Raw genomic sequence first — 23,365 nt, 5'->3', positions numbered from 1 at the left:
ACCGCACGAAGTTGCGCGCACCCCGGAGGAAGCCATGACCGACACCTACACACCCCCCAAGGTCTGGACCTGGAACAAGGAGTCCGGCGGGCGGTTCGCGGCGATCAATCGGCCGATCGCGGGGCCGACCTCCGAGAAGGCGCTGCCGGTGGGCCGCCATCCGCTGCAGCTCTATTCGCTGGGCACCCCCAACGGGGTGAAGGTGACCATCATGCTGGAGGAGCTTCTGGCGCTGGGGCACACCGGGGCCGAGTACGACGCCTGGCTGATCAATATCGGGGCCGGGGACCAGTTCAGCTCCGGCTTCGTGGAGATCAATCCCAACTCGAAGATCCCGGCCCTGCTGGACCGCAGCGGGCCCGAGCCGATCCGGGTGTTCGAGAGCGGGGCGATCCTCATCCACCTGGCGGAGAAGTTCGGAAACGCCTTCCTGCCCACCGCGCCGGCGCCCCGGGCCGAGTGCCTGTCGTGGCTGATGTGGCTGATGGGCTCGGCGCCGTTCCTGGGGGGCGGGTTCGGGCACTTCTACGCCTATGCGCCCATGAAGATCGAATACGCCATCGACCGCTACGCCATGGAGGTGAAGCGGCAGATGGACGTGCTGGACCGGCGTCTGGCGGAGGCCGAGTACGTCGGCGGGAGCGAGTACACCATCGCCGACATGGCCATCTGGCCCTGGTACGGCGGCATGGCCAAGGGCGTGCTCTACGAGGCCGGCGAGTTCCTGGACGTGGCGTCCTACAAGAACGTCAACCGCTGGGCCGACCAGATCGCCGAGCGGCCGGCGGTGAAGCGCGGCCGGATGGTCAACCGCACCTTCGGGGAGCCCTCGTCGCAGCTGCGCGAACGCCACGAGGCCAGCGACTTCGACACCAAGACCCAGGACAAGGTGGCGCCGGCGGAGGGGTAGCGCTCTCCCGTCTCAGAAAAATAACTGTCATCGCGGACGCCGACAGGCGATCCGGGACCCAGGCGCCGTGCGCACCGCCCCTGGATTCCAGGCTCTCCGCTGCGCTTCGGCCGGGATGACGCACGAGTAAGGGGAGACGGGACACCGATCCGGCGTCCCCTACCGCGCCAGCCTGGCATAGGCCGCGATGGCCGCCGCACGTTCGGGGGCGACCTCCGGCGGCGGCATGGGCTCGGGCGGGGCGGCGCCGGCCAAGGTGGCCTGCGCCTGCGGAGATAGGGTGACGCTGTCGGCGCGGCGGGGCTGGGCCTGGTCGAGATCGGCCTGCAGCCGGGCGCGGTAGTCGTCGGCCGAGGCGTAGGCCGGGGCCCCGGCGGCGTCCACCTGCACGCCGGCGACGATCTGCTGGTCGTCGGGCGGGAGGGCGTCGAAGGCCTGCAGCATCTTGGCCTGGGGCTCGGGAGGGACCGCGTTGGGGCCCGCCCAGGCGGCCCGGGTGAAGGCGTTCAGAGTTGTCTGCACCCGCTGGGCGAAGGGGGAGTCGGTGAGAACCCGGGCCAGGGCCTGGCGTTCGCCGCCCTGGGCCTGGCGCCAGCGTCCGGCCAGATCCTGGTAGGAGGCCAGCTGCGCGCGCAGGCTCACGGCGCCGCTGCGGTCGCCCAGCACCAGGGCGGCGGCCGCGACGCTGTCGGGCAGGATGGCGGGCGCGCCGGACTGGGCCGCCCCGAGCGTGGATATCTGCATAGGCCCCTCGACGCAGGGCGCATTCTCCACGGCGGCGCTGAATTCGTCGTGAAGGAACGCCCCTAAGAGCGCGTTAGGGATGACGCTCCTTCGGCTCGAGATAGCCCCGCCGCCCCATCCAGCCGAGCACCAGGTCGGGCCAGGCGGCGACGGGCTTGCCGGTGGTGAAGCGCAGGCCGAAACCGTGGCCGCCCTCCTCGAAGAGGTGCATCTCCACCGGGACCTGCTTGGCCCGCAGGGCGGCGAAGAGCTGCAGGCTGTTCTCCACCGGCACGCTCGCGTCGTCCACGGCATGGACCAGGAAGACCGGCGGGGCGTCGGGGCGGGCGAGCCTTTCCAGCGACTGGTCGGCCACGGCCGTCGGCGTGGGCGACTCTCCCAGCAGGTTCCGGCGGGAGCCGGGGTGGGCGTAGGGCTCGGCCATGGTCGCCACCGGATACATCAGCACCGCGAAGTCGGGCCGGGCCGAGACCAGGTCGGCGGCGTCGACGGCGGCATAGGTGGGCTGGTCGAACCGGAGGGTCAGCATGCCGGCCACATGGCCGCCGGCCGAGAAGCCCATCACCCCCACCCGCCCCGGATCAACCCTGTACTCGGCGGCGTGGGCGCGGATCAGGCGCAGGGCCCGCTGGGCGTCCTGCAGCGGCGCGGCGGGGCCGGCGCTCCACCCCTCCTGGGGCAGGCGGTAGGTCATGACGAAGACGGTGACGCCGGCCTTGGCGAAGACCTCGGCGGTCTCGTAGCCCTCCTTGTCCATCACCACCCACGAGTAGCCGCCGCCGGGCGCCATCAGCAGGGCCGCGCCGTTGGGATGCTCCGGCTGGAAGGCGATCAGGGTCGGGTGGGCGACGCCCTTGAGGATGCGGTCGCGGATGACGGAGGTGTCCTTGGACCGCTCGACCACCGCCTCGCGGGCCGTGGCGTGCTCGGCGCCGGGCGGCTCCTTGGGCCACAACGCGATCACCGCGTGGCCGGGGCCGGGGCCGGCGGGGCTCTCCTGGGCGGCGGCGGCGGTGGCCAGGCCCAGGACCAGGGCCACGGCGGCGATCAGGGCGGAAACCGGTGTCATGGATCGAGGCTAACGTGGTCGAACCCGCCTGGCGAGCTAGATCGGGTGGGTCCTCAGCAGCAGGCTGGTCTCGCTGGCGCCGATCCCCTCGAGCGTGCGGACCTCGTCCAACAGGCGGCTGAAATCGGCCAGGGAGGCGGCGTCCAGCTCGGCGATCAGGTCCCAGCGGCCGTTGGTGGAGTGGACCGCCGCCACCTCCGGGAAACCGCGCAGGGCCTTGACCACCGCCGCCGTCCGCTCCCCCTCGATGGCCAGGCTCATGATCGCCCGCACCCGCTCGGCCTCCAGCTCGGGCCGGGCGCGGACGGTGAAGCCCTGGATGGCGCCCCGTTTCAGCATCCGCTCGATGCGGTTCTGCACGGTGCCGCGCGAGACCTTCAGCTTGGTGGCCAGGTTGGAGGCCGGCGCCCGGGCGTCCTCGCGCAGCAGGGCCAACAGCCGGCGGTCCAGATCGTCCATATCGCTAGAACTCTATGCCGGAACGCCAACAATTCCGGCAGACCGTAGCATCTCTGCGGCTTTTCGCTAGCACGACGGCGCGGGACAGTTGGGCGGACTCCTCATGAGGCGACCCATGGCCCCCACCTTCCTGATGACCGATCCCGGTCATTTCGACGTCAGCTACACCATCAATCCCTGGATGAGCCCCGCCGCCTGGACCCCGACCCACGCCCGCGCCGCCCGCGCCGGCTCGGCGGCCCTGAGCTGGGCCCTGCAGGCCGCCGGCGCCCGGGTGGAGATGGTCCCCGCCGTGCCGGGCCTGCCCGATCTGGTCTTCCCCGCCAACGCCGCCGTGGTGCTGGACGGGACGGCCCTGCTGGCCCGCTTCCGCCACCCCGAGCGCCAGGGCGAGGAGGCCCCCTTCCGGGCGGCCTTCGAGACCCTGAAGCGCCGCGGCTGGATCGAGCGCATCGTCGAGCTCCCCGAGGGCCTGGTCCACGAGGGGGCGGGCGACGCCCTGTGGGACGAGACCCGGGGCGTCTTCTGGACCGGCCACGGCCAGCGCTCCGACGTCGGCGCCGCCCAGGTCATCGCCCGCACCTTCGGCCGCCCCGCCGTGGCCCTGGAGCTGGCCAGCCCCCACTTCTACCACCTGGACACCTGCTTCCGGCCGCTGAGCGGCGGGGAGGTGCTCTACTATCCGCCGGCCTTCACGCCCCAGGCGCTGGCCGCCATCGAGGCCCGCGTCGCCCCCGCCGACCGGATCATCGCCACCCGCCAGGACGCCGAGGCCCTGTGCGTCAACGCCGTCTGCCTGGGATCCACGGTGATCATGGCCCGCGCCCCGGCCGAGCTGAAGGCCCGCATCGAGGCCCGCGGCTACCGCCTGATCGAGGTGGACCTGGCCCCCTTCATCCTGTCCGGCGGGGCCGCCTTCTGCATGACCCTTCGCCTGGATCTCGTCTCCGCCCCGCAGGGAGTCCCCGCATGACCACCGCCACCCTCAGCCGCGCCGCCGACCTGATCGCGCGGGAAAACCACTACGGCGCCCACAACTACAAGCCCCTCGACGTGGTCCTGACCCGCGGCGAGGGGGTGCATGTCTGGGACGTGGACGGCAAACGCTATCTGGACTGCCTCTCGGCCTATTCGGCGGTGAACCAGGGCCACTGCCACCCGCGCATCATCGGCGCCCTGACGCAGCAGGCCCAGCGCCTGACCCTCACCAGCCGCGCCTTCCGCAACGACCAGCTCCCGGCCTTCCTGGAGGAGCTTTGCACCCTGACCAACTCCCACATGGCCCTGCCGATGAACTCCGGCGCCGAGGCCGTGGAGAGCGCGCTGAAGACCGTCCGCAAGTGGGGCTACGAGGTGAAGGGCGTGCCGGCCGATCGCGCCGAGATCATCGTCTGTTCGGAGAACTTCCACGGCCGGACCCTGGCCATCGTCGGCTTCTCCTCCGACCACCAGACCCGCGCCGGCTTCGGCCCCTTCACCCCCGGCTTCAAGGTGGTTCCCTATGGCGACGCCGCCGCCTTCGAGGCGGCCATCACCGAGAACACCGTCGGCTTCCTGGTGGAGCCGATCCAGGGCGAGGCGGGCGTGGTCATTCCGCCGGCCGGCTATTTCACGCGGGTCCGCGAACTCTGCACCGCCCACAACGTCGTCCTGATCCTCGACGAGATTCAGACCGGGTTCGGCCGCACCGGCAAGCTGCTGGCGGAGGAGCACGAGGGGATCGAGGCCGACCTCACCCTGGTGGGCAAGGCCCTGGCGGGCGGGGTCTATCCGGTCTCCGCCGTGCTCTCCAACGCGCAGGTCCTGGGGGTGCTGAAGCCCGGCGACCACGGCTCCACCTTCGGCGGCAATCCGCTGGCCTGCGCCGTGGCGCGGATGGCCATGAAGGTGCTGGTGGACGAGGGCATGGTGGAGAACTCCGCGGCCCTCGGCGCGCGGCTGAAGGCCTCGCTGTCGGCCATCGCCAACCCCGCGATCAGGGAGGTTCGCGGCCGCGGCCTGATGCTGGCCGTGGAGCTTCGCCCCGAGGCCGGCGGCGCCCGGCCGGTGGTCGAGGCCCTGGCCGCCCGCGGCCTGCTGGCCAAGGACACCCACGACCACACGATCCGCATCTCCCCGCCCCTGGTGCTCACCGCCGACCAAGCCGACTGGATCGCCGAGCAGGTGGAGGCGGCGCTGCGGGTCGCTTGACCACTTTCCTGCCGGACAGATGCTCCCCCTTTGGGGGAGCTGCCAGCCGTAAGGCTGGCTGAGGGGGACTTTGACTCTTGTTTGCCGGCGCCCTGCCAGACACCCCCTCCGTCACGCGCATATCTGCGCGCGCCACCTCCCCCAGTTCGCGCTGCGCGCTGGGGGAGGATCTTGGGCGGACGCCCTACTTCGCGCCCTGGGCCTTGGCGGGCGCGGCGCCGGCCTGGGCGTTGCGGGCCTCGGTGAGGACGTAGGCGCGGATGTCCTCGGCGTCCTTGGGCGACAGGAAGCGGGCGAAGCTCGCCATGCCGTTGGCCTTGCGGGCGCCGTCGATCACCACCGACTTCCAGTCGGCCTCGGTCAGCAGCATCTGCGACTTCTTCAGGTCGGGCAGGAAGGCGCCCGAGGCGCTGGGACCGTGGCAGACCTGGCAGTTATTGTGGAACAGAGCAAAGCCCGCCTTGGCGTCGCCGGCGGAGGTGACGCCGGTGAGGTCGAGATTGGGGATCACCGGGATGTCGTAGGGCTTGGCCTGGGCCTTGCCGCCCAGCTTGAAGACCATCAGGCGGCCAGGAAGCCGGGGCCGCTCGCGCAGCACCGCCGAGGCCGAGGTCGGCGCCCCGCCGCCATAGCCCACCATCAGGGCCACGTACTGCTCGCCGTCGATCTCGTAGGTGGAGGGGGCGGCGACGACGCCGTTCTCGGTCTTGTAGCTCCACAGCTTCTTGCCGGTGGCGGCGTCATAGGCGACGAACTCGCCCACCCCATCGCCCTGGAACACCAGGCCGCCGGCCGTCGACATGATGCCGGCGTTCCAGAAATAGGGATGCTGCACGGTCCAGCGGGCCTTCTGGGCCACCGGGTCCCAGGCGATCAGCTGGCCCTTGAACATCGACTTCAGGCCGGCGAGCTGGGCCTTGTCGCTCGGGAAGGCGTTGGCCAGCAGATCGGTGCCCAGGTTCCAGGCGCCCTGGCGGTGCTTGTAGTCCTTCTCGTTGGTGTAGGCGAAGGGGTCCAGCTGGGCCGGGATATAGACCAGGCCGGTCTTGGGGCTGAAGGACATCGGGTGCCAGTTGTGGCCCCCCAGCGGTCCGGGGAACTGCAGGGACGGCGCGGTCTCATAGCGCGCGCCGGGGTTCTCGATGGGGCGGCCGGTCTTGGGGTCGATCCCCGTCGCCCAGGTCACCGGGATATAGTTCTTGGCCGAGAGCAGCTCGCCGGTCGCCCGGTCGAGGACGTAGAAGAAGCCGTTCTTCGGCGCCTGCATCAGCACCTTGCGCGGCGTCCCGCCCACGGTCAGGTCGGCCAGGATGATGTGCTGGGTGGCGGTGTAGTCCCAGCTCTCGCCGGGCGTGGTCTGATAGTGCCAGACATAGGCGCCGGTGTCGGGCTTGAGCGCCAGGATCGAGGACAGGAAGAGGTTGTCGCCCTTGCCGTCCGACCGCTTCAGCCGGTTCCAGGGCGAGCCGTTGCCGACGCCCACATAGAGGATGTCGAGGTCGGGATCATAGGCCATGGAGTCCCAGACCGTGCCGCCGCCGCCGGTCTCCTTCCAGCCGTCGCCGAACCAGGTGGCGGCGGCCTTCTCCTTCATGATCTTGTCGCTGGCCGCGCCGTCCGGCTGACCCTTGGCGTTGGGGGTGGTGTAGAAGCGCCAGACCAGCTTGCCGGTGGCGGTGTCGTAGGCCGACAGGTAGCCGCGCACGCCGTACTCGGCGCCGCCGTTGCCGATCATCACCTTGTCCTTGATGATCCGGGGGGCGCCGGTGATCGTATAGGGCTGGGAATTGTCGGTGGTCTGGGTCGTCCAGACGGGCTTGCCGGTGGCGGCGTCGAGCGCGATCAGCCGGCCGTCGAGGGTGCCGAAATAGACCCGGCCCTTCCAGACGGCGACCCCACGGTTGACCACGTCGCAGCAGGCGTCATAGCCCTTGGAGCCGTCGACCTTGGGGTCGTAGGACCACTTCAGCTCGCCGGTCTTGGCGTCGAAGGCGTAGACCTTGGACCAGGCCGTCGTGGTGTACATGACCCCGTCGACCACCACCGGGGTGGCCTCCTGGCCGCGGTCGGTGTCGAACTCGTGGTACCAGGCCAGGCCCAGGGTCCCGACGTTCTTGGTGTCGATCTTTGTGAGGGGACTGAAGCGCTGCTCGTCATAGGTCCGGCCCACCGAGACCCAGTCGCCGTTGCTCGCGGCCGCGGCGATCCGCTTGCCGTCGACGTTTCCGGGCTTGGCCTGTCCGCAGGCCGCGACGAGGGCTGAGATCGCCAGGACGATGGCGAGCTTGCTGAGCTTCATGATGGTCCTCCCCGACCGTGTATGCCGGTCCTGGCCGCACTATGCGCGCGCGCGTCGACGCCGCAACCGGTGACGTCGCGTCAGGCCGGCCTGCGCCCAGGCCGGTCGACGATCCATGCCAGGACCGTGAACGCGAGGTAGACGGCCAGCGCCGTGGTCCCCAGGCCGACAGGGTCGGGATTGGCCGGTTGCAGCATGGCGTAGATCTGCAGGGCGAGCAGCAGGGCGACGAACACCAGGGCCGGCCACAGCCCCTGGCCAAGCTTGGCGCGCCGCCAGGTCCAGGCCGCCGCGGCCAGGCCCAGCAGGCCGATCTCCACGGCCTGTTCCGGGACCGGATAGTTCCACAGCCCCAGCCCCACCTTCTCGCCGCCGAACCAAAGCTCCAGATCGGGGCGGTGGACCAGCAGGTCGGCCAGCCAGTGGGAGAAGACCGTCAGGGCGATCACCACCGCCACCCTCCAGGGCAGGCGCAGGACCAGCCTCGCCAGCAGGGCGGCCCCCACCGACCAGGCGATCGAGGCCGGCAGGCTGTGGGTGTAGGGCATGTGCTCCAGCACCAGGGCGCTGCCCGGCAGACTGGGGTCCACGGTGACCCGCTCGACGCCGGCGGCGATCAGGCCGCCCCAGGCCACGTCGATCAGCTGGCAGCCCAGGACATAGGTCCAGAGCGGCCCGCGGGGCTCGGCGCTCTTGGCCGCAAGGGCGGCGGCGTAGTGGCCCACGAACATCGGCGTCCTCCCCAGGATTTCGGCCGATGAGAGCGCCGGAGCTTGGCCGTGCGCAAGTCCCCGCGTTAACGCCCGACTCAGGACTCCGAAACGCGTCCTTTACCCAAGGCCTGTATCAATCCGGGTCAACAAGAGGCCTCGTCCATGCGGCGGCGCCCGGTTCTGGTGGGTGTTTTCAAATGACCAAGACGGTCCTAGTCGTCGATGACGACCCGACACAGCGCAGGCTGATCCAGGCGGTCCTGGAGCGGGAGGGCTTTGTCGCGGTCCACGCCGAGAACGGCGACCAGGCGATCGCCCGGCTGCAGTCGGGCGCGCCGACCGACCTGGTGCTGCTGGACCTGGTGATGCCCGGCATCACCGGCCAGGAGACCCTCAAGGAGATGCGCGCCCGCGGTCACCAGCAGCCGGTGATCGTGGTCACCGCCACCGGCGGCATCGACACCGTGGTCGCCGCCATGCAGGCCGGCGCCTGCGACTTCTTCGTCAAGCCGGCCTCGCCGGAACGCATCATCGTCTCGATCCGCAACGCGCTGAATCTCGGCTCCCTGAAGAGCGAGGTCGAGCGGCTGAAGAAACACACGACCGGCCGCGCCAGCTTCGCCGACATGGTGGGCGACTCCCCGGCCATGACCATGGTCAAGCGCCTGGGCGAGCGGGCGGCCAAGTCCTCCATCCCCATCCTGATCACCGGCGAGAGCGGGGTCGGCAAGGAAGTCATCGCGCGCGCCGTGCACGGCTCGTCGGACCGCGCAGGCAAGCCCTTCGTGGCGGTCAACTGCGGCGCCATCCCCGAGAACCTGATCGAGAGCATCCTGTTCGGTCACGAGAAGGGCAGCTTCACCGGCGCCACCGACAAGCACCTGGGCAAGTTCCAGGAGGCCAATGGCGGCACCCTGTTCCTCGACGAGGTGGGCGAGCTGCCGCTGGACATGCAGGTCAAGCTGCTGCGGGTGCTGCAGGAGGGCGAGGTCGACGCCATCGGCTCCAAGCGCTCGCTGAAGGTCGACGTCCGCATCGTCTCGGCCACCAACCGCGATCCGGCCCAGGCGGTGAAGGACGGCCTGTTCCGCGAGGACCTGTTCTACCGCCTCAACGTCTTCCCCATCGAGGCCCCGGCCCTGCGCAATCGCCGCGAGGACATCCCGGCCCTGGTGGAGCACTTCATCCGCCGCTTCAATATCGAAGAGGGCAAGTCGGTGGTGGGCGCCTCGCCCGAGACCCTGGCCTTCCTCACGGCCTTCGACTGGCCGGGCAATGTCCGCCAGCTGGAGAACGCGGTCTATCGCGCCATCGTCCTGGCCGACTCGCCCTATCTGCAGCCCTACGACTTCCCGGCCATCTCCGGGGTGGCCGCCCCGCCGCCGGAGGCCGTCTCCCCCACCGCCCTGATGGCCCAGGCGCCGTCCCTGCCGACGGCCCAGCAGCTGATGAGCGAGATCCCCCAGGACTCGCCGGTGCGCATCCTGGACGGCCGCGGCCACCTGCGGACCCTGGAGGAGATCGAGCGCGACCTGATCCAGCTGGCCATCGAGATCTATGCCGGCCACATGAGCGAGGTGGCCCGCCGGCTCGGCATCGGCCGCTCCACCCTCTACCGCAAGGTTCGCGAACAGGGTCTGGACGGCATCCTGAAGGACGGCGAAGGCGAGGACTCCGCGGCCGTCGCCTGACCGGCCGAGCTCGGGCGGGCCCTCGACAGGGGCCGCCCGCTCCCGCAATGAGGACAGGTTCAAGCTCGCGTCGGAGCCAGGCTTCGCCGCGTCCGGAGTGAGCCTGCAGATGGTCGACACCCCCGCCGCCCCCGTCGCCCCCTGGGACCAGGAGTTCCTGCCCCCGGCCCCGCCCTGGCAGGGCGCCAGCCAGGCCCTGCTGCGGCCGGCCTCCGATCCCTGGGTCACCGCCTTCGAGGCCGACCCCGACCACAATTTCAGCCCCGACTACGCCGCGACCCGCGCCTGGTTCGACCGGCTGGAGGCGGCCTCGCCCTGGATCCGCATCGAGGTGTTCGGGACCTCGCCGGAGGGGCGGCCGATCTATGCGGTGATCGCCAGCAAGGACGGGGCGGCCTTCGATCCGGGCAAGCCGGTGCTGCTGGCCCAGGCGGGCATCCATCCCGGCGAGATCGACGGCAAGGACGCCGGCATGATGCTGCTGCGCGACATCTGCTTCCATGGAAAGGACCACCTGCTGGACGGGGCCAACCTGATCCTGGCGCCGATCCTCAGCGTCGACGGCCACGAGCGGGCCTCGGCCTATTCGCGGCCCAACCAGCGCGGGCCCCGCATCCAGGGCTGGCGCAACACCGCCACGAACCAGAACCTCAACCGCGACTACATGAAGCTGGACCAGCCGGAGATGCAGGCGGCGCGGTCGTTGCTGAACAGGTACCGGCCCGACCTCTATGTGGATATCCACGTCACTGACGGCCTCGATTACCAGTACGACCTGACCTACGGCTACAACGGCGAGGAACGCTCCTGGTCGCGGTCGCCGGCCATCGCCATCTGGCTGGACGACGTGTTCAAGCCGGTGATGAACGACGCCCTGGAGGCCGAGGGCCACATCCCCGGCGAGCTGGTGTTCGGCCTGGACGACGACGACCCCAAGGCGGGACTGTCGGACGGCGGGCTCGGCGAGCGGTTCTCCAACGGCTGGGGCGCGGCGGCCCATGTCCCCACCATCCTGATCGAGAACCACAGCCTCAAGCCCCACGCCCAGCGGGTGCTGGCCACCTATGTGTTCCTGGAGACCGCGCTGGGCCTGCTGGCCCGCGAGGGCGCGGGTCTGAAGGCCGCCATCGCCGCCGACCGCGCCCTGCGGCCGGCGCAGATTCCGGCCAACTTCGTCCGGGCCAAGGCGCCCGCGCGGACGCGCAGCTTCAAGGGCATCCGCTACGACACCTATGAGAGCCCGGCCTCGGGACGCCGCGAGATCCGCTGGCTGGGGGAGCCGGACCCGGAGCCGTGGTCCCTGCCCCATTTCCTGTCGGAGCCGACCCTGACGCTCTCTCGGCCCCGGGCCTATTGGGTCCCCAGCTACCGGCGCGACCTGATCGAGCGCCTGGCCCTGCACGGGGTGGCGATGGAGCGGGTCGAGGCGCCGCGCACCCTCACCCTGGACATGCTGCGGCTGAAGGACCCGGAGATCGCCCGCGAGGCCGCCGAGGGTCACGTGGCCATCAAGGTCACCCAGGTGATCCCCGAGCGCCGCGCCTGGACCTTCCCGCCCGGCTCGGCGCGGATCTCCACCGACCAGCCCCTGGGGGACCTGGTGGTCCTGCTGCTGGAGCCGCAGTCCAGCGAGAGCTTCTTTTCCTGGGGCATGATCCCCGAGGTGCTGACCCGGGTGGAATATATCGAGGCCTACGCCATCGCCCCCCTGGCCGACCGCATGCTGGCCGCCGACGCCGAGTTGCGGGCGGAGTTCGAGACCAGGCTGGCCTCCGAGCCGGACTTCGCCAGGGACCCCGCCGCGCGCCTGGCCTGGTTCTATGAGCGCACGCCCTTCTATGACGACCGCTACCGGCTCTATCCGATCGGGCGGGAAACCTGAGGCCCTAGTGGCCGCCCTCGACCCAGGCCACGCCGGCCTTGCGGAAGGCCTCGGCGAGGGCTTCCTCCAGGTCGATGGCCTCCCAGCGCTTGAGGGGGTTGAGGTGCTCCACCACCTCGGGGAGCAGGCGGACGCCGAAGCGGTTCACCCATCGGCTGGCCTTGTAGCCGGTCTTGTGCTGGTCGAAACGCAGGTCGGGGTCGCGGGAGGTCTCGCCCACATAGAGGCCCCAGCGGCAGGGCCGGCGCGGATCCTCCAGCAGCGCCACATAGACGGCGTGGCGGGCCCCGCGCTGCTTCACGGTCGTGGCGCGCAGGGTGAGCGCCGCCCGCCTCGCCCGCGCGATCAGCTCGGGCAGGGTGTCGTCGGAGGTCACGCCTAGGCGCCGTCCTTGTCGGCCTTGGGCGGCCCGCGCCGCTTGAAGCCTCGCCGGGCCGGCGGCGGCTTGGTCTCGCCCTTGGCCTTGGCGACGATCTCTTTCAGCTTGATGTGCTGCATCACCGAGAAGGCCTCGCCCGCGCCGCCCTTCTCGGGGTCGGCGAAGGCTCGGCCGTAGGTCTTCACCCGCTCGGTGACCGATTCGAGGAATTCGCCCTCCCAGTCGGAGAGCTTCACGCCGGCCTTGTCGGCCGTGCGCTGGGCGCGCTTCAGGGCGTTCAGCGCGGCCCGTTGGGCCTGCGCCTTCCGGTCTGGCGGGCCCCGCTTCAAATCACTCCGAGCGCGGAGAGGTAGAGGTCGAGGATGGCGTCTTCTTCCTGGCGCTTGGCGGCGTCCTGCTTGCGGATGCGGATCACCTTGCGCAGGATCTTGACGTCGAAGCCGTTGCCCTTGGCCTCGGCGAAGACCTCCTTGATCTGCTCGGCGATCTCCGACTTCTCCTGCTCGAGGCGCTCGATGCGCTCGATGATGCTCTTCAGCTGGCCCTGGGCCGTCTGGTTCAGGATGTCGGCGTGGGAAGCGTCGTCGGCCATGGGAGCTCGCGGATAGGAGGCTGGAAAGCGGCGGACACTAGCCTCCGGACCCGGCGCTGTCATCCGCTCTGAACCTTCACCGGGGCGATCCGTTGAGGCGGAACGCCGCGGAGTTCCCCCGATGACCAGTTCCCCCAAACCCCCGACCCAGGCCGACGCCGAGGCCGCCGTCCGCACCCTCATCGAATGGGCCGGCGACGATCCCGACCGCGAGGGCCTCAAGGAGACCCCGGCCCGGGTGGCGCGCTCCTACAAGGAGCTGTTCTCCGGCTACGAGACCGACCCAAAGGACTACCTGGCCCGCACGTTCGAGGAGGTGGGGGGCTATGACGAGCTGGTGATCCTGAAGGACATCCGGGTGGTGAGCTTCTGCGAGCACCACATGCTGCCCTTCCTGGGCACAGCCCATGTCGGCTACCTGCCCAATGACCGGGTGGTGGGGATCTCCAAGCTGGCCCGCGTGGTCCACGGCTTCGCCCGGCGGCTGCAGATCCAGGAGAAGCTCACCGCCGAGATCGCCGGCGCCATCCAGGACATCCTGGCGCCCAAGGGCGTGGGGGTGGTGATCATCTCCGAGCACAGCTGCATGACCATGCGCGGGGTCAACACCCCGGGCTCGCGCCTGACCACCAGCCACCTGCTGGGCGAGGTCCGCGACGATCCCCGCACGCGCCAGGAGTTCTTCGAACTCGTCCGAGGCTAGGGGTTCGGCCGTTCCTTCACCCGCACGCCGTCGCGGACCTTGTCGGAGGGGAAGACCACCAGCCGGTCGCCCGCCTTCAGGCCCGACAGCACCTCGGCCTCCCGGTCGGTGAGGGCGCCCACCTTGATGGGGGCCAGCCGCGCCCGGCCGGCCTCGATCCGATAGACCGCCCAGCCGCCGTCGGCCCGCACCAGGGCGCCGAGGGGCGCCTTCAGGGCGTGGGGCGCCTGGCGCAGGATCACCCGGCCCCAGACGCGGTAGCCGGGACCCAGCCGCGCCCAGCTCGCCGCCGGACCGGTGAGCTGCAGCAGCACCCGCACCCTCTGCTCCTCGACCCCCAGGGCCGAGGTCTTGGTGAAGGCCTGGGGCTCCACCCGGCGCACCACCGCCGGCAGGGTTCCGGGACCGCCCCAGTCGTAGATCTCGGCCGGCATGCCCTCGGCGATCCGCACCGCGTCCTGGGACAGGAACTCGATGGCCGCCTCCAGGCCGCTCTGGTCGCTGACCTCCAGCAGGGGCGCGCCCATGGCGAGCGGCGCGGCGCTCTCCTGCAGCACCCGGGTGACATAGCCCGACGCGGGCGAGGTCACCGGCACCGCCTGGCCGTCGCCGGCGTCGGGGCCCAGCAGGGCGCCGCGCGCCACCGCCAGCTCCGAGCGCCGGACCGACAGTTGCGCGGCCGCGGCCCGCACCGCCGCGCGCGTGGCGCGGCTCTGTGCCTCGGCGGAATCCAGGGCCTGGCGGGCGGCGAAGCCCTTCTCGGCCAGGACGCGGACCCTGGCGAGGTCGCCGTCGGCCTTGCGCGCCTGCGCCGCCAGCTCCTCCTGCTGAGCCTGGGCCGCGCCGACCGCCGCCTGCGCGGCCGTGACCGTCGCCTCGGCCTGGGCGCGGGCCCGGGGGTCCAGCAGGTCGGCGCTGGCCGGACGGATCCTGGCCACCACCGTCGTTCCGGCCACGACCCGGTCGCCCACGTGCAGCTCCACCCGTTCCAGCCGGCCGGAAACCGGGGCGGCCACCAGATAGGCCTCCCGCACCCGGGCCAGCCCCTGGTCGGCGACGCTCTGGGCGATGGGCCCCACGCCCGCGATCCCGACGTCCACCGGCACGGGCCGCGGGGCCAGCAGCAGGGCCAGGGCGCCGACCGCCACCGCCGCCGCCGCGCCCCCCAGCGCCCATCTCACCCACTTGATGTCGGCCACGGCCCTACTCCCTGGTCTTCAGAACGCTTACGAGGTCGAGGCCCCAGACACGGCGCACCACCAGCACCCCGCCCAGCAGCACGGCGCTCAGATAGGCGCCGATCGCCAGGCCGTAGCTCTGGGCGGTGATCACCGCCGGCAGCCGCAGTTCGTCGCGGGAATAGGCGGCCACCAGCCCATGGGCCAGGGCCTGTCCCCCCAGAATCCCCAAGGGGACCGCCGCCAGGGCCAGGATCACCAGCTCCCCGGCCAGGATATAGGCGCATTCGCCATGGCCGAAGCCCAGGACGTGCAGGGTGGCCAGGTCCCGCGACCGCTCCGACAGCGAGATGCGGGTGACGTTATAGGCCACCCCGAAGGCGATGGCGGCGGCGAAGCCGACATAGAAGATCAGCGTCACGCGGAAGGCCTCGGCCATGGCCTGGCGCCAGGCGGCCACCGTCTCGTCGCGCGACGAGGCCCCGACGATGCCGGGCCTGGCCTCCACCGCGCGATAGAAGGCCGGCCGCGCGTCGGCCGCCACCAGCAGCTCGGCGCGGTTGGCCAGGTCGCCCTCCCCCATCAGTCGGTTCAGGGCGCGGCGGTCCAGATAGGCGGCGAAACCGCTGTAGTCGCGGGCCAGAGCGGTGATGGTCATCAGGGCGCTGGGGCCGCGTCCGTCCAGCACCTCCACCCAGACCCGGTCGCCGGGATGCAGGCCCAGGCGTCCCGCCAGGGCCTCGCTCACCACCAGGCCGTCGCCCTTGAAGGGGATGGGCCGGTCGCGGGCGTCCAGGGGCTGCTGCAGGCGCGCCCCGGAACCCAACCCCACCAGGCGGGTGGTCTCCTCGCGCCCGGCGGCCTTCAGGCGGGCGGCGACGACCCGCACCGGCTCGGCCGCGGTCACCCCGGGCAGGCGGCCGATCTCGGCCACCGCGGCGATCCCGCGCGCCTCGGCCAGGCCCACCGACTCCGTCCAGCGCTGGGTGCGGAAATAGGCCTGGTCCACCACCTGCTCGATGCTGTCGAACATGAACTGGGTCCCCACCAGCAGGGACAGGCTGGAGGCCAGGCCCAGGGCGGCCAGCAGGCCGCGCATCGGGAACCGCTCCAGGTGGCGCACGACCATCCGGGTGGCCTGGTCGACGCCCTTGCCCCGCACCAGGCGGTCCAGCAGGCCGGCGCGATAGGCCGCGGGCCGGGGCGGCGACATGGCGACCGCCGGCGACAGGGCCGCGGCGCGGCGGACCGCCGTCAGGGATCCGGCCAGGGCCGCCCCCACGGCCACCGCCGAGGCGCCGACGAAGGCCGGCCAATGGAAGGTCACCTCCAGGACGGGGAAGCGGAAATAGTCCCGATAGAGGTCGACGATGGCCGCCCCCAGGGCGCCGCCCAGGAGCCCCCCCGCCAGGGCGCCGGTCAGGCCGATGGCGCCGGCCAGCTTCAGATAGGGCGAGGCCGCCTCCAGGTCGCTGTAGCCGAAGGCCTTGAGCAGGCCGATCTGCTCGCGCTCGGCCTCCACCAGCCGGGAGATCACCAGGTGAACCAGGGCCGCGGCGATCAGCAGGAAGATCGGCGGCAGGATGGTGGCCGAGGTGGACAGCTCCTTGAGCTCGGCGTCGAGGAAGGCGTGGGAGGGCTGATCGGCGCGGGCGTAGGCCGCCCGGCCGCCATAGGGCGCCAGCAGCCGGTCGATGTCCTGCAGCACGCCGGCGACCGAGGTCCCCGGCGCCAGGCGGAAGGCGGCGGTGTTGAACGCCCCCGACATCCCGGCCACCCGTTCCACCGCTGGCCGCGGCGCCCACAGCACCCCCTGGTGGGCGTCGTCGGGCATGAAGGACTCCGGGGCCGGCACATAGACATATTCCGGCGACAGGGCCGCCCCGACGATCTTGAAGTCGAAGGTCCGCCCGCCGATCACCGCGCTCAGTTTCTGGCCCAGATGCAGGTGGGCGGCGGTCATGAAGGTCTTCAAGGCCACGGCCTCGTCGGTACGGGTGGGGTCGGGGAGCCGCCCCTGGACCAGCACGATCCCGTTCAGCGCCGCCCGCTCGTCCTGCGGCAGGGCGATCAGCCGGGCCGTCGCCGGCCGCGCCAGGCCCGGCACGTCCATCAGGCCCACCTCGGCGATGCGCACGTCCAGGGCGCTCACCCCCTCGATGGCCGCCAGCTCCCGGGCGAGGGACAGGGGGGCGTGCTTGGCCTGGGCGAAGGCGTCGGCGAACCGGGTCGCCTCGTAGAAGTCGGCCTGGGCGGTGGCCAGGGCCCTCTGGGCCGAGAAGGACATCACCGCCACCGAGACCCCGCAGGCGATCAGCAGGGCGATGGCCAGCACCTGCCACTTCATCCGCCACAGATCGCGCAGCACCTTGCGGTCCAGGGGAGCGGGCCTCACCAGGCCATCTCCCGGGGGGCGATCTTGTGGGGGTTCACCGCCGCCTCGGTGATCTGGCCGTCGCGGAAGCGGATGATCCGGTCGGCCATGGCCCCGATCGAGGTGTTGTGGGAGACGATCATGGTGGTCGCCCCCACCGCGGCGGTGACCTCGGCGATGGCCTCCAGCACGCGGACCCCGCTCTCGCTGTCGAGGGACCCGGTGGGCTCGTCGCAGAACAGCAGCTCGGGCCGCTTGGCGATGGCGCGGGCCACGGCCACCCGCTGCTGCTCGCCGCCGGAGAGCTGGGCGGGGAAGTGGTCCAGCCGCTCGGCCAGGCCGACGCGGGCCAGGGCCTCCTCGGGCGGCATGGGGTCGCGGGAGATCTCGGTGATCAGGGCCACGTTCTCCCGCGCCGTCAGGCTGGGGACCAGGTTGAAGAACTGGAAGATGAATCCGACGTTGGCCCGCCGGTAGCGGGTCAGCTCCCGGTCGCTGGCGGTGGTCAGCTCCAGGTCATGGAAGCGCGCCGAGCCCGAACTCGCCCGGTCCAGGCCCCCCAGGATGTTGAGCAGGGTGGACTTGCCCGAGCCCGAGGGCCCCAGCAGCACCAGGGTCTCGCCCTTGGCGATCTGCAGGTCGACGCCGCGCAGGGCGTGCACCTCCCCGGCCTCGGTCCTGTAGACCTTGGCCAGGCCCCGGATGTCGAAGGCCGGTGTCGCTTTGGAAGAGTCCATGTCCGGCCCCGGGCGCCTCGAGCGCGTATCAATCCCGACCCTGGAGGCCCCGGCCAGGGCCGGCCTTGATCCGGGTCAACGCTGGGTTGGCGCCCGACCTAGATGAGCACGTCCAGGCGCTCCATGCCCCGGAAGAAGGGCAGGCGGCGCCAGTCCGGGGTTTCGTCCGGATGGGCCAGCTTCAGGTCCGGGAAGCGGTCGAACAGCATCACCAGGGCCACCTGGGCCTCCAGCCGCGCCAGGGGCGCGCCGATGCAGATATGGGCGCCGCCGCCGAAGGCCACATGGGGCCGGTGCTTGCGGGTCACGTCGAAGCGGTGCGGGTCCTCGTAGACCTCGGGATCGCGGTTGGCGGCCCGCAGGGAGACGGTCATGGCCTGGCCGGCCTTCACCGGACAGCCCCCCACCTCCATGTCGGCGGACGCGATGCGTCCGGTGATGTCCACCGGCGGCTCGTAGCGCAGCACCTCCTCCACCAGGCCGTTGATGATCTTCGGATCGGCCTTCAGCTTGGCCAGCTCCGCCGGGTGGAGCAGCAGCAGGCGCACGGCGTTGCCGATCAGGTCGGTGGTGGTGAGGTTGCCGCCGATCAGCAGGGCGGTCAGGTTGATGCGCAGCTCGTCGTCGCTGAGGTCGGCGCCGGCCGCCTGCAGCCCCACCATGTCGCTGATCAGGTCGTCGCGGGGCGCGACCCGGCGGGCGGCGATGGTCTGCGTGAAGTAGCTCGACAGCGCCGCGCTGGCGGTCTCCATCACCGCGGTCTGTTCGGGGGTGCGGAACGGGTTCAGGCCCTGGATGCTGCCCTCCGACCATTCGCGGAACTCCGCCAGGCGGTCATGGTCGACCCCCAGGATCGAAGCGATGGCGTCGATGGGGATCGGGACGCAGAAGGCCGCCATCAGGTCGAGGCTGGGCTCGCCCGCCATCCGGTCCAGGGCCTCGCCGACGATGCGCTCCACCTCCGGGCGGAAGCGGGCCACCCGGGCGTAGAGGGCCTGGGCCAGGGGCTGGCGGATGCGGGCGTGGTCGGGGTCGTCCAGGGTGAGGATGCTAGCTTGGCTGGTGCGCGGCAGGCTGGGATCGTAGCCCTGGGTCTGTTGCCGCTGGAACATCGCCGCGGGCTCGGCCCGCAGCGGATCGCGCCACAGCTCCCGGTCGGAGACGATGGCGCGCACGTCGCCATAGCGGCTGATGACGAAATTGCCCGAGAGGGGATCGCGATGCACCGGGCATCGGCTCCGCAGGTCGTCCAGAACCTCGTGGGGGTCGATGCGATAGGTCTCGTTGAGCGGCGTCAGGTCGATCATCGAGGGGAGAGGCTGGGAGGTCATCGCCACGGTCCTTCAGTCGATGGACCACCCTGCTCCGGAAGCGCCGCGGCTCGCAAGGGTGACCCAGCGTCGACTTGCCGGCGCTCCATGCATCCAAAGCCGGCCTTGCGCGGTTAAGGCTCTCGGCCTCATTCGAGGCGGGAGCGCTCCGGCCTTCCCGTCGCCTGGGTGGGCGCTGCAGACCCTGAACACCAACGGAGAACCCCATGCGCCTCGCCCTGATCCTCTCGGCGGCTGTCGCCAGCCTGACCCTGGCCGCCTGCTCGCAGAAGACCGAAGACCACGCCGCCGCCGCCGCCGACCAGGCTGGCGCCGCGGCCTCCTCGGCCGCCAACGACACCGCGGCCAACGCCGACGCGGCGGCCGCCAACACCGCCGCGGCGGTGGACAACGCCGCGGCCAACACCGCCGACGCCGCGGGCACGGCGGCCCGCAAGGCCGACGCCGCCGCCGACGCGGCCGCCAAGACCCACTAGGTCGAAGGGGCGGCCCCGGCGCACAGAGACGCCGGGGCCGGCTCTCCTAGTTCAGGCGCTTCTTCAGGGCGCTGATGCTGTCATGGTCGGCCTTGATGTCGGCGAAGGCGCGGCTGACCACCTCGCGGACCGTCGCGGGCAGGTCGTCCTCGGCCAGGGCCTTTTCGAACTTGGCCTTGATGAAGTCCTCGCCGCGCTCGACCTCGTTGATGATCGCCTTCTCGTCATGACCCATGACGGCGGCCTTCAGGTCGACGAACATGTTGTGCGCCTTGCCGAGCACGGACTGGTCGTCCTCCGGCTCGCCGCCGAAGGTCCGCACCTCCTGCTGTAGCTCCCCGGTGATCTTCATGCGCTTCAGCGAGCGCTCGCTGAACAGGGTCTTGTACTGCGTGTCCTCGGAACTGTGGGCGGCCTCCTTGTAGCCGTGGGCGCTGTCGAGGGTGGTCTCGATCAGGCTGTTCAGGACCTTCACGGCGTGGTCGGCGGGGGTGCTCATGGGCGATCTCCTTGCTGGTGACCGCTCCACAACATGCGCCGCCGCCGCCGGTTCCTCGGCGGGAGGTCAGACCCGCAGCAGGCCGCGCGACACCAGGGCCGGCCGCAGGGCCGCCGGATCGGTGAAGTGGTGGGTGTCGATGCCGAAGGCCCGGGCGCTCTCGACGTTGGCCAGGCTGTCGTCGATGAAGAAGATGTCCTCCGGCGCCAGGCCGAAGCGCTCACAGGTCAGGGCGTAGATCCGGGGGTCGGGCTTGATCATGCCCTCGCGGCCCGAGACCACGATGTCGGCCAAGCGCCCGAAGGCCGGGCTCATGGCCATGGTGCCTTCGAAGGTCTCGTCGGCCATGTTGGTCAGGCCGTACTGCGCCACCCCGGCCTCATGCAGGGCCTCGATGGCGGCCTCGCTCTCGGGAATGGTCCCGGAGAACATGTCCCACCAGCGGGTCTCCCAGGCCTCGATCGCCTCGCGATATTCCGGGAACTGGGCGACCAGGGGCGCGCGATTGTCGGCGAAGCTGACCCCCAGGTCGTGGTTCACGTGCCAGATCATGGTGCAGACCGACGACAAAAACCGGTCGCAAGCGACCGGCTCTGGAAAGATCTGGGAATAGAGCGTGCGCGGATTCCAGCGCACGACCACATTACCAACGTCCCAGATGACCGCCTTCGGCATCCGGGACCCCGGCCGCCTTAGCCTTGCTTGGCTTTGAAGCGCGGGTTGGTCTTGTTGATGATGTAGACGACGCCCTTGCGGCGCACGAGCTTGCAGTCGCGGTGACGCGTCTTGAGCGACTTGAGCGAGCTTCGAACCTTCATGACCGTATCTTCTTAAAGACCAGGCTCTCGCCCGGGGGTGTCTACAAGAGCCGGCGCATATACGAGGCGGCGGCGGACGAGTCAACGGCGGGCGGGCGTTGTCGCGCCCCGCCCCGCTCGTCTCTACAGCTCGATCATGTCGAACTCGGCCTTGGCGGTGCCGCACAGGGGGCAGACCCAGGTGTCGGGGATGTCGGCCCACCGGGTGCCCGGCGCCAGGCCCTCGCCCGGATCGCCGAACTCTTCCTCATAGATGTAGCCGCAGGTGCGGCACTGCCAGGTCTTGAAGGGCTCGGACACGGGCGGGCTCAATGCATCTTGAAGCGGATCGGAACCGACTTCGGCCCGCAGACGAAACTGGCCGTCATGTTGCGCGGCGCGCCATCCAGTTCAACCGACTCCAGGCGCGCGAACAGCTCCTCCCAGAGGACCCGCATCTCCATCCGGGCCAGGTGCTGGCCCAGGCACACATGGGCGCCGTAGCCGAAGGCCACGTGCTTGTTGGGGGTGCGCTCGACGTTGAACTTGAAGGGGTCGGCGAAGACCGCCTCGTCGCGGTTGCCGGAGGGATAGGACAGCATCATCCAGTCGCCCTTGGCGATCTTCTTGCCCGCCAGCTCGGCGTCGGCGGTGGCCGTGCGCATGAAGTGCTTCACCGGCGTCACCCAGCGGATCGATTCCTCGATCAGGCCGGGGATCAGGCTCGGGTCGGCCTTCACCTTGGCGAACTGCTCGGGGTTCTCGGCCAGAGCCCACAGGGCGCCGGCGGTGGTCGACGAGGTGGTGTCATGGCCGGCGGTGGCGGCGATGATGTAGTAGCTCATGGCCTCCAGGTGGCCGAGCGGCTGGCCGTTGACCGTGCCATTGGCGATGACGCTGGCCAGGTCGTTGCGGGGATTGATCCGGCGATCCTCGGTGATGGCGTTGAAATACAACATGAAGTCCATCACCACCGACTGGATGGTGTCGACGCCCTCGTCGGTGGTCTGGGCCGTGTCGCCGGTCCGGTTCAGCTCGGGGTCGGCGCTGCCGAACAGCTCCTGGGTCAGCTTCAGCATCCGCGGCTCGTCGGATTCCGGCACCCCGATCACCTCCATGATCACGTGCAGCGGATAGAGGAAGGCCACGTCACGGGCGAAGTCGCACTGGGTTCCGTGGGCGGCCATGCGGTCGACGAAGCCGCGGGCGATCTCGCGAATCCGCGCCTCCAGGGGGCGCAGGCTCTGCGGCACGAAGGAGCCCTGGGTCAGGCGCCGGTAGGCCATGTGGTCGGGGTTATCCATCTGCACCAGGGAGCGGACCAGGTGCGGGCTGCCGCCCATCATCTCGCGCACCTTCTTGTCGGCCTCGATGGTGGTGAGCACGGTGGAGCGGTCGCCGTTGTGGAACAGGTCGTTCTGGCGCTCGACCTCCAGGATGTCGGCGTGGCGCGTCACCACCCAGAAGGGGTCGAATCCCTCGGGCTGGGCCTGCTCCAGGGGCGCCTCCTTGCGCAGCCAGGCGAAGGCGTCGTCCACTTGCTTTCCGTCCGCATAGGCGCGGGGATCGACGATGGTCTGGGCGATATCGGACGGGATGGTCATGCGCGTTTCCAGCCTTGCTTGTCTTGGAGCGGGCACGGTCAAGCGCGACCCACTTGTTAGTTGTCCAACAACTTTCTAGAATCCGCAACATGGTCACGACATTGACGAAGGTCAAAGCGCGCCGGAGCCAGGCCCAGCGGCGCGACGAATCCGAACGCCGGCTGCTGACGGCCGCCGCCGAGCTGGTGGTGGAGCGCGGCATGGGCGCGGCCACCTTCGAGAATATCGGCGCCCGGGCCGGCTACAGCCGCGGCCTGGTGACCCAGCGGTTCGGCTCCAAGCGGGGCCTGATCGAGGCCCTGATCGCCGACCTGCAGGGCCGCCTCGGGGGCCTGCTGGAGGACCGGCGGGTCGATGAGCTGAACGGCCTGGAGGCGGTCCTGGCCTATGTCGACGTCTTCCTGGCCGCCCTCGACCGCGACGGCGAGCTGCGGGCCTATTTCGTGGTCCTGGCCGCCGCCGTGGCCGACGTCTCGGAACTGCGCGCGCCCTTCGCCGCCGCCCACAAGCAGGTGGAGCAGGCCCTGGAGTCCTTCTTCCTGCGCGGCCAGGCCGAGGGCGCGGTGCGGGCCGGCATCGACGCCGACGCCGCGGCCCTGATCACTGGCGCCCTGCTGTTTGGCCTGTCCATGCAACTGCTGCTGGACCCGATGATGGACCTCGCCCCGATCCGCGAGACCAGCCTGATGACCCTGCGACTCAGCTTCGCGGCCTGAGCCCCTCGCGCGCCGCGCACGA

The 23,365-nt window shown here is 70.7% G+C and carries 25 protein-coding genes; 8 read left to right on the top strand and 17 right to left on the bottom strand.

The features are described 5' to 3' along the window. Positions 1 to 34: 34 nt before the first annotated feature. Positions 35 to 910 (top strand): glutathione-dependent disulfide-bond oxidoreductase, encoded by an 876-nt coding sequence (gene yghU / locus AC1RN5_RS00360; RefSeq protein WP_493039315.1) that lies wholly within the window; start codon positions 35 to 37, stop codon positions 908 to 910. Between the two features lie 159 nt (positions 911 to 1,069). On the opposite strand, the gene AC1RN5_RS00355 is transcribed toward yghU, so the two are convergent. The 3 genes from AC1RN5_RS00355 to AC1RN5_RS00345 all read right to left on the bottom strand — a co-directional run bounded on the left by AC1RN5_RS00355 (position 1,070) and on the right by AC1RN5_RS00345 (position 3,182). Then, positions 1,070 to 1,654: a hypothetical protein gene (locus AC1RN5_RS00355; RefSeq protein ID WP_493039314.1), complete on the bottom strand. Its 585-nt coding sequence runs from the start codon at positions 1,652 to 1,654 to the stop codon at positions 1,070 to 1,072. 73 nt (positions 1,655 to 1,727) lie between these two features. Then, positions 1,728 to 2,723 carry an alpha/beta hydrolase gene (locus AC1RN5_RS00350; protein ID WP_493039313.1) on the bottom strand — a complete coding sequence of 332 codons (996 nt, stop codon included), beginning with the start codon at positions 2,721 to 2,723 and terminating at the stop codon, positions 1,728 to 1,730. Positions 2,724 to 2,759: 36 nt separating this feature from the next. Further along, a complete protein-coding gene (locus AC1RN5_RS00345; protein ID WP_493039312.1) occupies positions 2,760 to 3,182 on the bottom strand; it encodes an Lrp/AsnC family transcriptional regulator in 423 nt (140 codons plus the stop codon). A gap of 115 nt (positions 3,183 to 3,297) precedes the next feature. Here AC1RN5_RS00345 and AC1RN5_RS00340 point away from each other — a divergent pair, with 115 nt between their 5' ends. Both AC1RN5_RS00340 and rocD read left to right on the top strand, forming a co-directional pair. Further along, entirely contained in the window at positions 3,298 to 4,155 is an 858-nt protein-coding gene (locus AC1RN5_RS00340) for a dimethylarginine dimethylaminohydrolase family protein (RefSeq protein WP_493039311.1), read from the top strand. After that, on the top strand, positions 4,152 to 5,372 hold the full coding sequence (gene rocD / locus AC1RN5_RS00335) for an ornithine--oxo-acid transaminase (RefSeq protein ID WP_493039310.1): 1,221 nt from the start codon (positions 4,152 to 4,154) through the stop codon (positions 5,370 to 5,372). The genes AC1RN5_RS00340 and rocD overlap by 4 nt, the downstream gene beginning before the upstream one ends. A 184-nt stretch (positions 5,373 to 5,556) precedes the next feature. On the opposite strand, the gene AC1RN5_RS00330 is transcribed toward rocD, so the two are convergent. Both AC1RN5_RS00330 and AC1RN5_RS00325 read right to left on the bottom strand, forming a co-directional pair. Next, positions 5,557 to 7,671, bottom strand: coding sequence for a PQQ-dependent dehydrogenase, methanol/ethanol family (locus AC1RN5_RS00330; RefSeq protein WP_493039309.1), 2,115 nt, complete (start codon positions 7,669 to 7,671; stop codon positions 5,557 to 5,559). Between the two features lie 80 nt (positions 7,672 to 7,751). After that, on the bottom strand, positions 7,752 to 8,402 hold the full coding sequence (locus tag AC1RN5_RS00325; protein WP_493039308.1) for a metal-dependent hydrolase: 651 nt from the start codon (positions 8,400 to 8,402) through the stop codon (positions 7,752 to 7,754). Positions 8,403 to 8,581: 179 nt separating this feature from the next. Here AC1RN5_RS00325 and AC1RN5_RS00320 point away from each other — a divergent pair, with 179 nt between their 5' ends. Together AC1RN5_RS00320 and AC1RN5_RS00315 are read left to right on the top strand one after the other, a co-directional pair. Continuing rightward, positions 8,582 to 10,075: a sigma-54-dependent transcriptional regulator gene (locus tag AC1RN5_RS00320; protein ID WP_421933173.1), complete on the top strand. Its 1,494-nt coding sequence runs from the start codon at positions 8,582 to 8,584 to the stop codon at positions 10,073 to 10,075. Positions 10,076 to 10,184: 109 nt separating this feature from the next. Then, positions 10,185 to 11,957, top strand: coding sequence for a M14 family metallopeptidase (locus AC1RN5_RS00315; RefSeq protein WP_493039307.1), 1,773 nt, complete (start codon positions 10,185 to 10,187; stop codon positions 11,955 to 11,957). A 4-nt stretch (positions 11,958 to 11,961) separates the two neighbouring features. On the opposite strand, the gene AC1RN5_RS00310 is transcribed toward AC1RN5_RS00315, so the two are convergent. From AC1RN5_RS00310 to gapR, 3 genes are read right to left on the bottom strand one after another with little or no spacing between them, the layout of a single operon-like run. Further along, positions 11,962 to 12,333, bottom strand: a complete 372-nt coding sequence (locus AC1RN5_RS00310; RefSeq protein WP_493039306.1) for a hypothetical protein — start codon at positions 12,331 to 12,333, stop codon at positions 11,962 to 11,964. 2 nt (positions 12,334 to 12,335) lie between these two features. Continuing rightward, the gene (locus AC1RN5_RS00305) at positions 12,336 to 12,665 is read right to left on the bottom strand and encodes a hypothetical protein (RefSeq protein ID WP_493039305.1); all 330 of its coding nucleotides are present in this window, start codon (positions 12,663 to 12,665) and stop codon (positions 12,336 to 12,338) included. Then, on the bottom strand, positions 12,662 to 12,928 hold the full coding sequence (gapR, locus tag AC1RN5_RS00300; protein ID WP_215338304.1) for a nucleoid-associated protein GapR: 267 nt from the start codon (positions 12,926 to 12,928) through the stop codon (positions 12,662 to 12,664). The genes AC1RN5_RS00305 and gapR overlap by 4 nt, the downstream gene beginning before the upstream one ends. A 121-nt stretch (positions 12,929 to 13,049) precedes the next feature. Here gapR and folE point away from each other — a divergent pair, with 121 nt between their 5' ends. Next, positions 13,050 to 13,631: a GTP cyclohydrolase I FolE gene (gene folE, locus AC1RN5_RS00295; RefSeq protein ID WP_493039304.1), complete on the top strand. Its 582-nt coding sequence runs from the start codon at positions 13,050 to 13,052 to the stop codon at positions 13,629 to 13,631. On the opposite strand, the gene AC1RN5_RS00290 is transcribed toward folE, so the two are convergent. From AC1RN5_RS00290 to AC1RN5_RS00275, 4 genes are all read right to left on the bottom strand, one after another. Further along, entirely contained in the window at positions 13,628 to 14,830 is a 1,203-nt protein-coding gene (locus AC1RN5_RS00290) for an efflux RND transporter periplasmic adaptor subunit (RefSeq protein WP_493039303.1), read from the bottom strand. The two genes, folE and AC1RN5_RS00290, sit on opposite strands and share 4 nt — an antisense overlap. 4 nt (positions 14,831 to 14,834) lie before the next feature. Continuing rightward, entirely contained in the window at positions 14,835 to 17,204 is a 2,370-nt protein-coding gene (locus AC1RN5_RS00285; protein WP_493039302.1) for an ABC transporter permease, read from the bottom strand. Next, a complete protein-coding gene (locus AC1RN5_RS00280; protein ID WP_493039301.1) occupies positions 17,201 to 17,920 on the bottom strand; it encodes an ABC transporter ATP-binding protein in 720 nt (239 codons plus the stop codon). The genes AC1RN5_RS00285 and AC1RN5_RS00280 overlap by 4 nt, the downstream gene beginning before the upstream one ends. A 98-nt stretch (positions 17,921 to 18,018) precedes the next feature. Then, positions 18,019 to 19,251: a cytochrome P450 gene (locus AC1RN5_RS00275; RefSeq protein ID WP_493039300.1), complete on the bottom strand. Its 1,233-nt coding sequence runs from the start codon at positions 19,249 to 19,251 to the stop codon at positions 18,019 to 18,021. 206 nt (positions 19,252 to 19,457) lie between these two features. Here AC1RN5_RS00275 and AC1RN5_RS00270 point away from each other — a divergent pair, with 206 nt between their 5' ends. Then, positions 19,458 to 19,727, top strand: coding sequence for a hypothetical protein (locus AC1RN5_RS00270; RefSeq protein WP_493039299.1), 270 nt, complete (start codon positions 19,458 to 19,460; stop codon positions 19,725 to 19,727). Between the two features lie 46 nt (positions 19,728 to 19,773). Here AC1RN5_RS00270 and AC1RN5_RS00265 read toward each other — a convergent pair whose 3' ends face one another. The 5 genes from AC1RN5_RS00265 to AC1RN5_RS00245 all read right to left on the bottom strand — a co-directional run bounded on the left by AC1RN5_RS00265 (position 19,774) and on the right by AC1RN5_RS00245 (position 22,627). Continuing rightward, positions 19,774 to 20,226, bottom strand: a complete 453-nt coding sequence (locus AC1RN5_RS00265; protein ID WP_493039298.1) for a PA2169 family four-helix-bundle protein — start codon at positions 20,224 to 20,226, stop codon at positions 19,774 to 19,776. Positions 20,227 to 20,292: 66 nt separating this feature from the next. Continuing rightward, positions 20,293 to 20,901 carry an HAD family hydrolase gene (locus tag AC1RN5_RS00260; protein ID WP_493039297.1) on the bottom strand — a complete coding sequence of 203 codons (609 nt, stop codon included), beginning with the start codon at positions 20,899 to 20,901 and terminating at the stop codon, positions 20,293 to 20,295. Between the two features lie 17 nt (positions 20,902 to 20,918). Next, the gene (ykgO, locus tag AC1RN5_RS00255) at positions 20,919 to 21,044 is read right to left on the bottom strand and encodes a type B 50S ribosomal protein L36 (RefSeq protein ID WP_111456358.1); all 126 of its coding nucleotides are present in this window, start codon (positions 21,042 to 21,044) and stop codon (positions 20,919 to 20,921) included. A gap of 123 nt (positions 21,045 to 21,167) precedes the next feature. Beyond that, positions 21,168 to 21,344, bottom strand: coding sequence for a rubredoxin (locus AC1RN5_RS00250; RefSeq protein WP_421933185.1), 177 nt, complete (start codon positions 21,342 to 21,344; stop codon positions 21,168 to 21,170). Positions 21,345 to 21,352: 8 nt separating this feature from the next. Next, complete coding sequence (locus AC1RN5_RS00245; RefSeq protein ID WP_493039296.1) at positions 21,353 to 22,627, bottom strand: cytochrome P450; 1,275 nt, start codon at positions 22,625 to 22,627, stop codon at positions 21,353 to 21,355. Between the two features lie 101 nt (positions 22,628 to 22,728). Here AC1RN5_RS00245 and AC1RN5_RS00240 point away from each other — a divergent pair, with 101 nt between their 5' ends. Then, positions 22,729 to 23,343, top strand: a complete 615-nt coding sequence (locus AC1RN5_RS00240; RefSeq protein ID WP_493039295.1) for a TetR/AcrR family transcriptional regulator — start codon at positions 22,729 to 22,731, stop codon at positions 23,341 to 23,343. Positions 23,344 to 23,365: the final 22 nt, after the last annotated feature.

The organism is Phenylobacterium sp. GW821-FHT12F10 (assembly GCF_058806695.1).
This window is presented reverse-complemented; position numbering and strand designations above follow the sequence as displayed.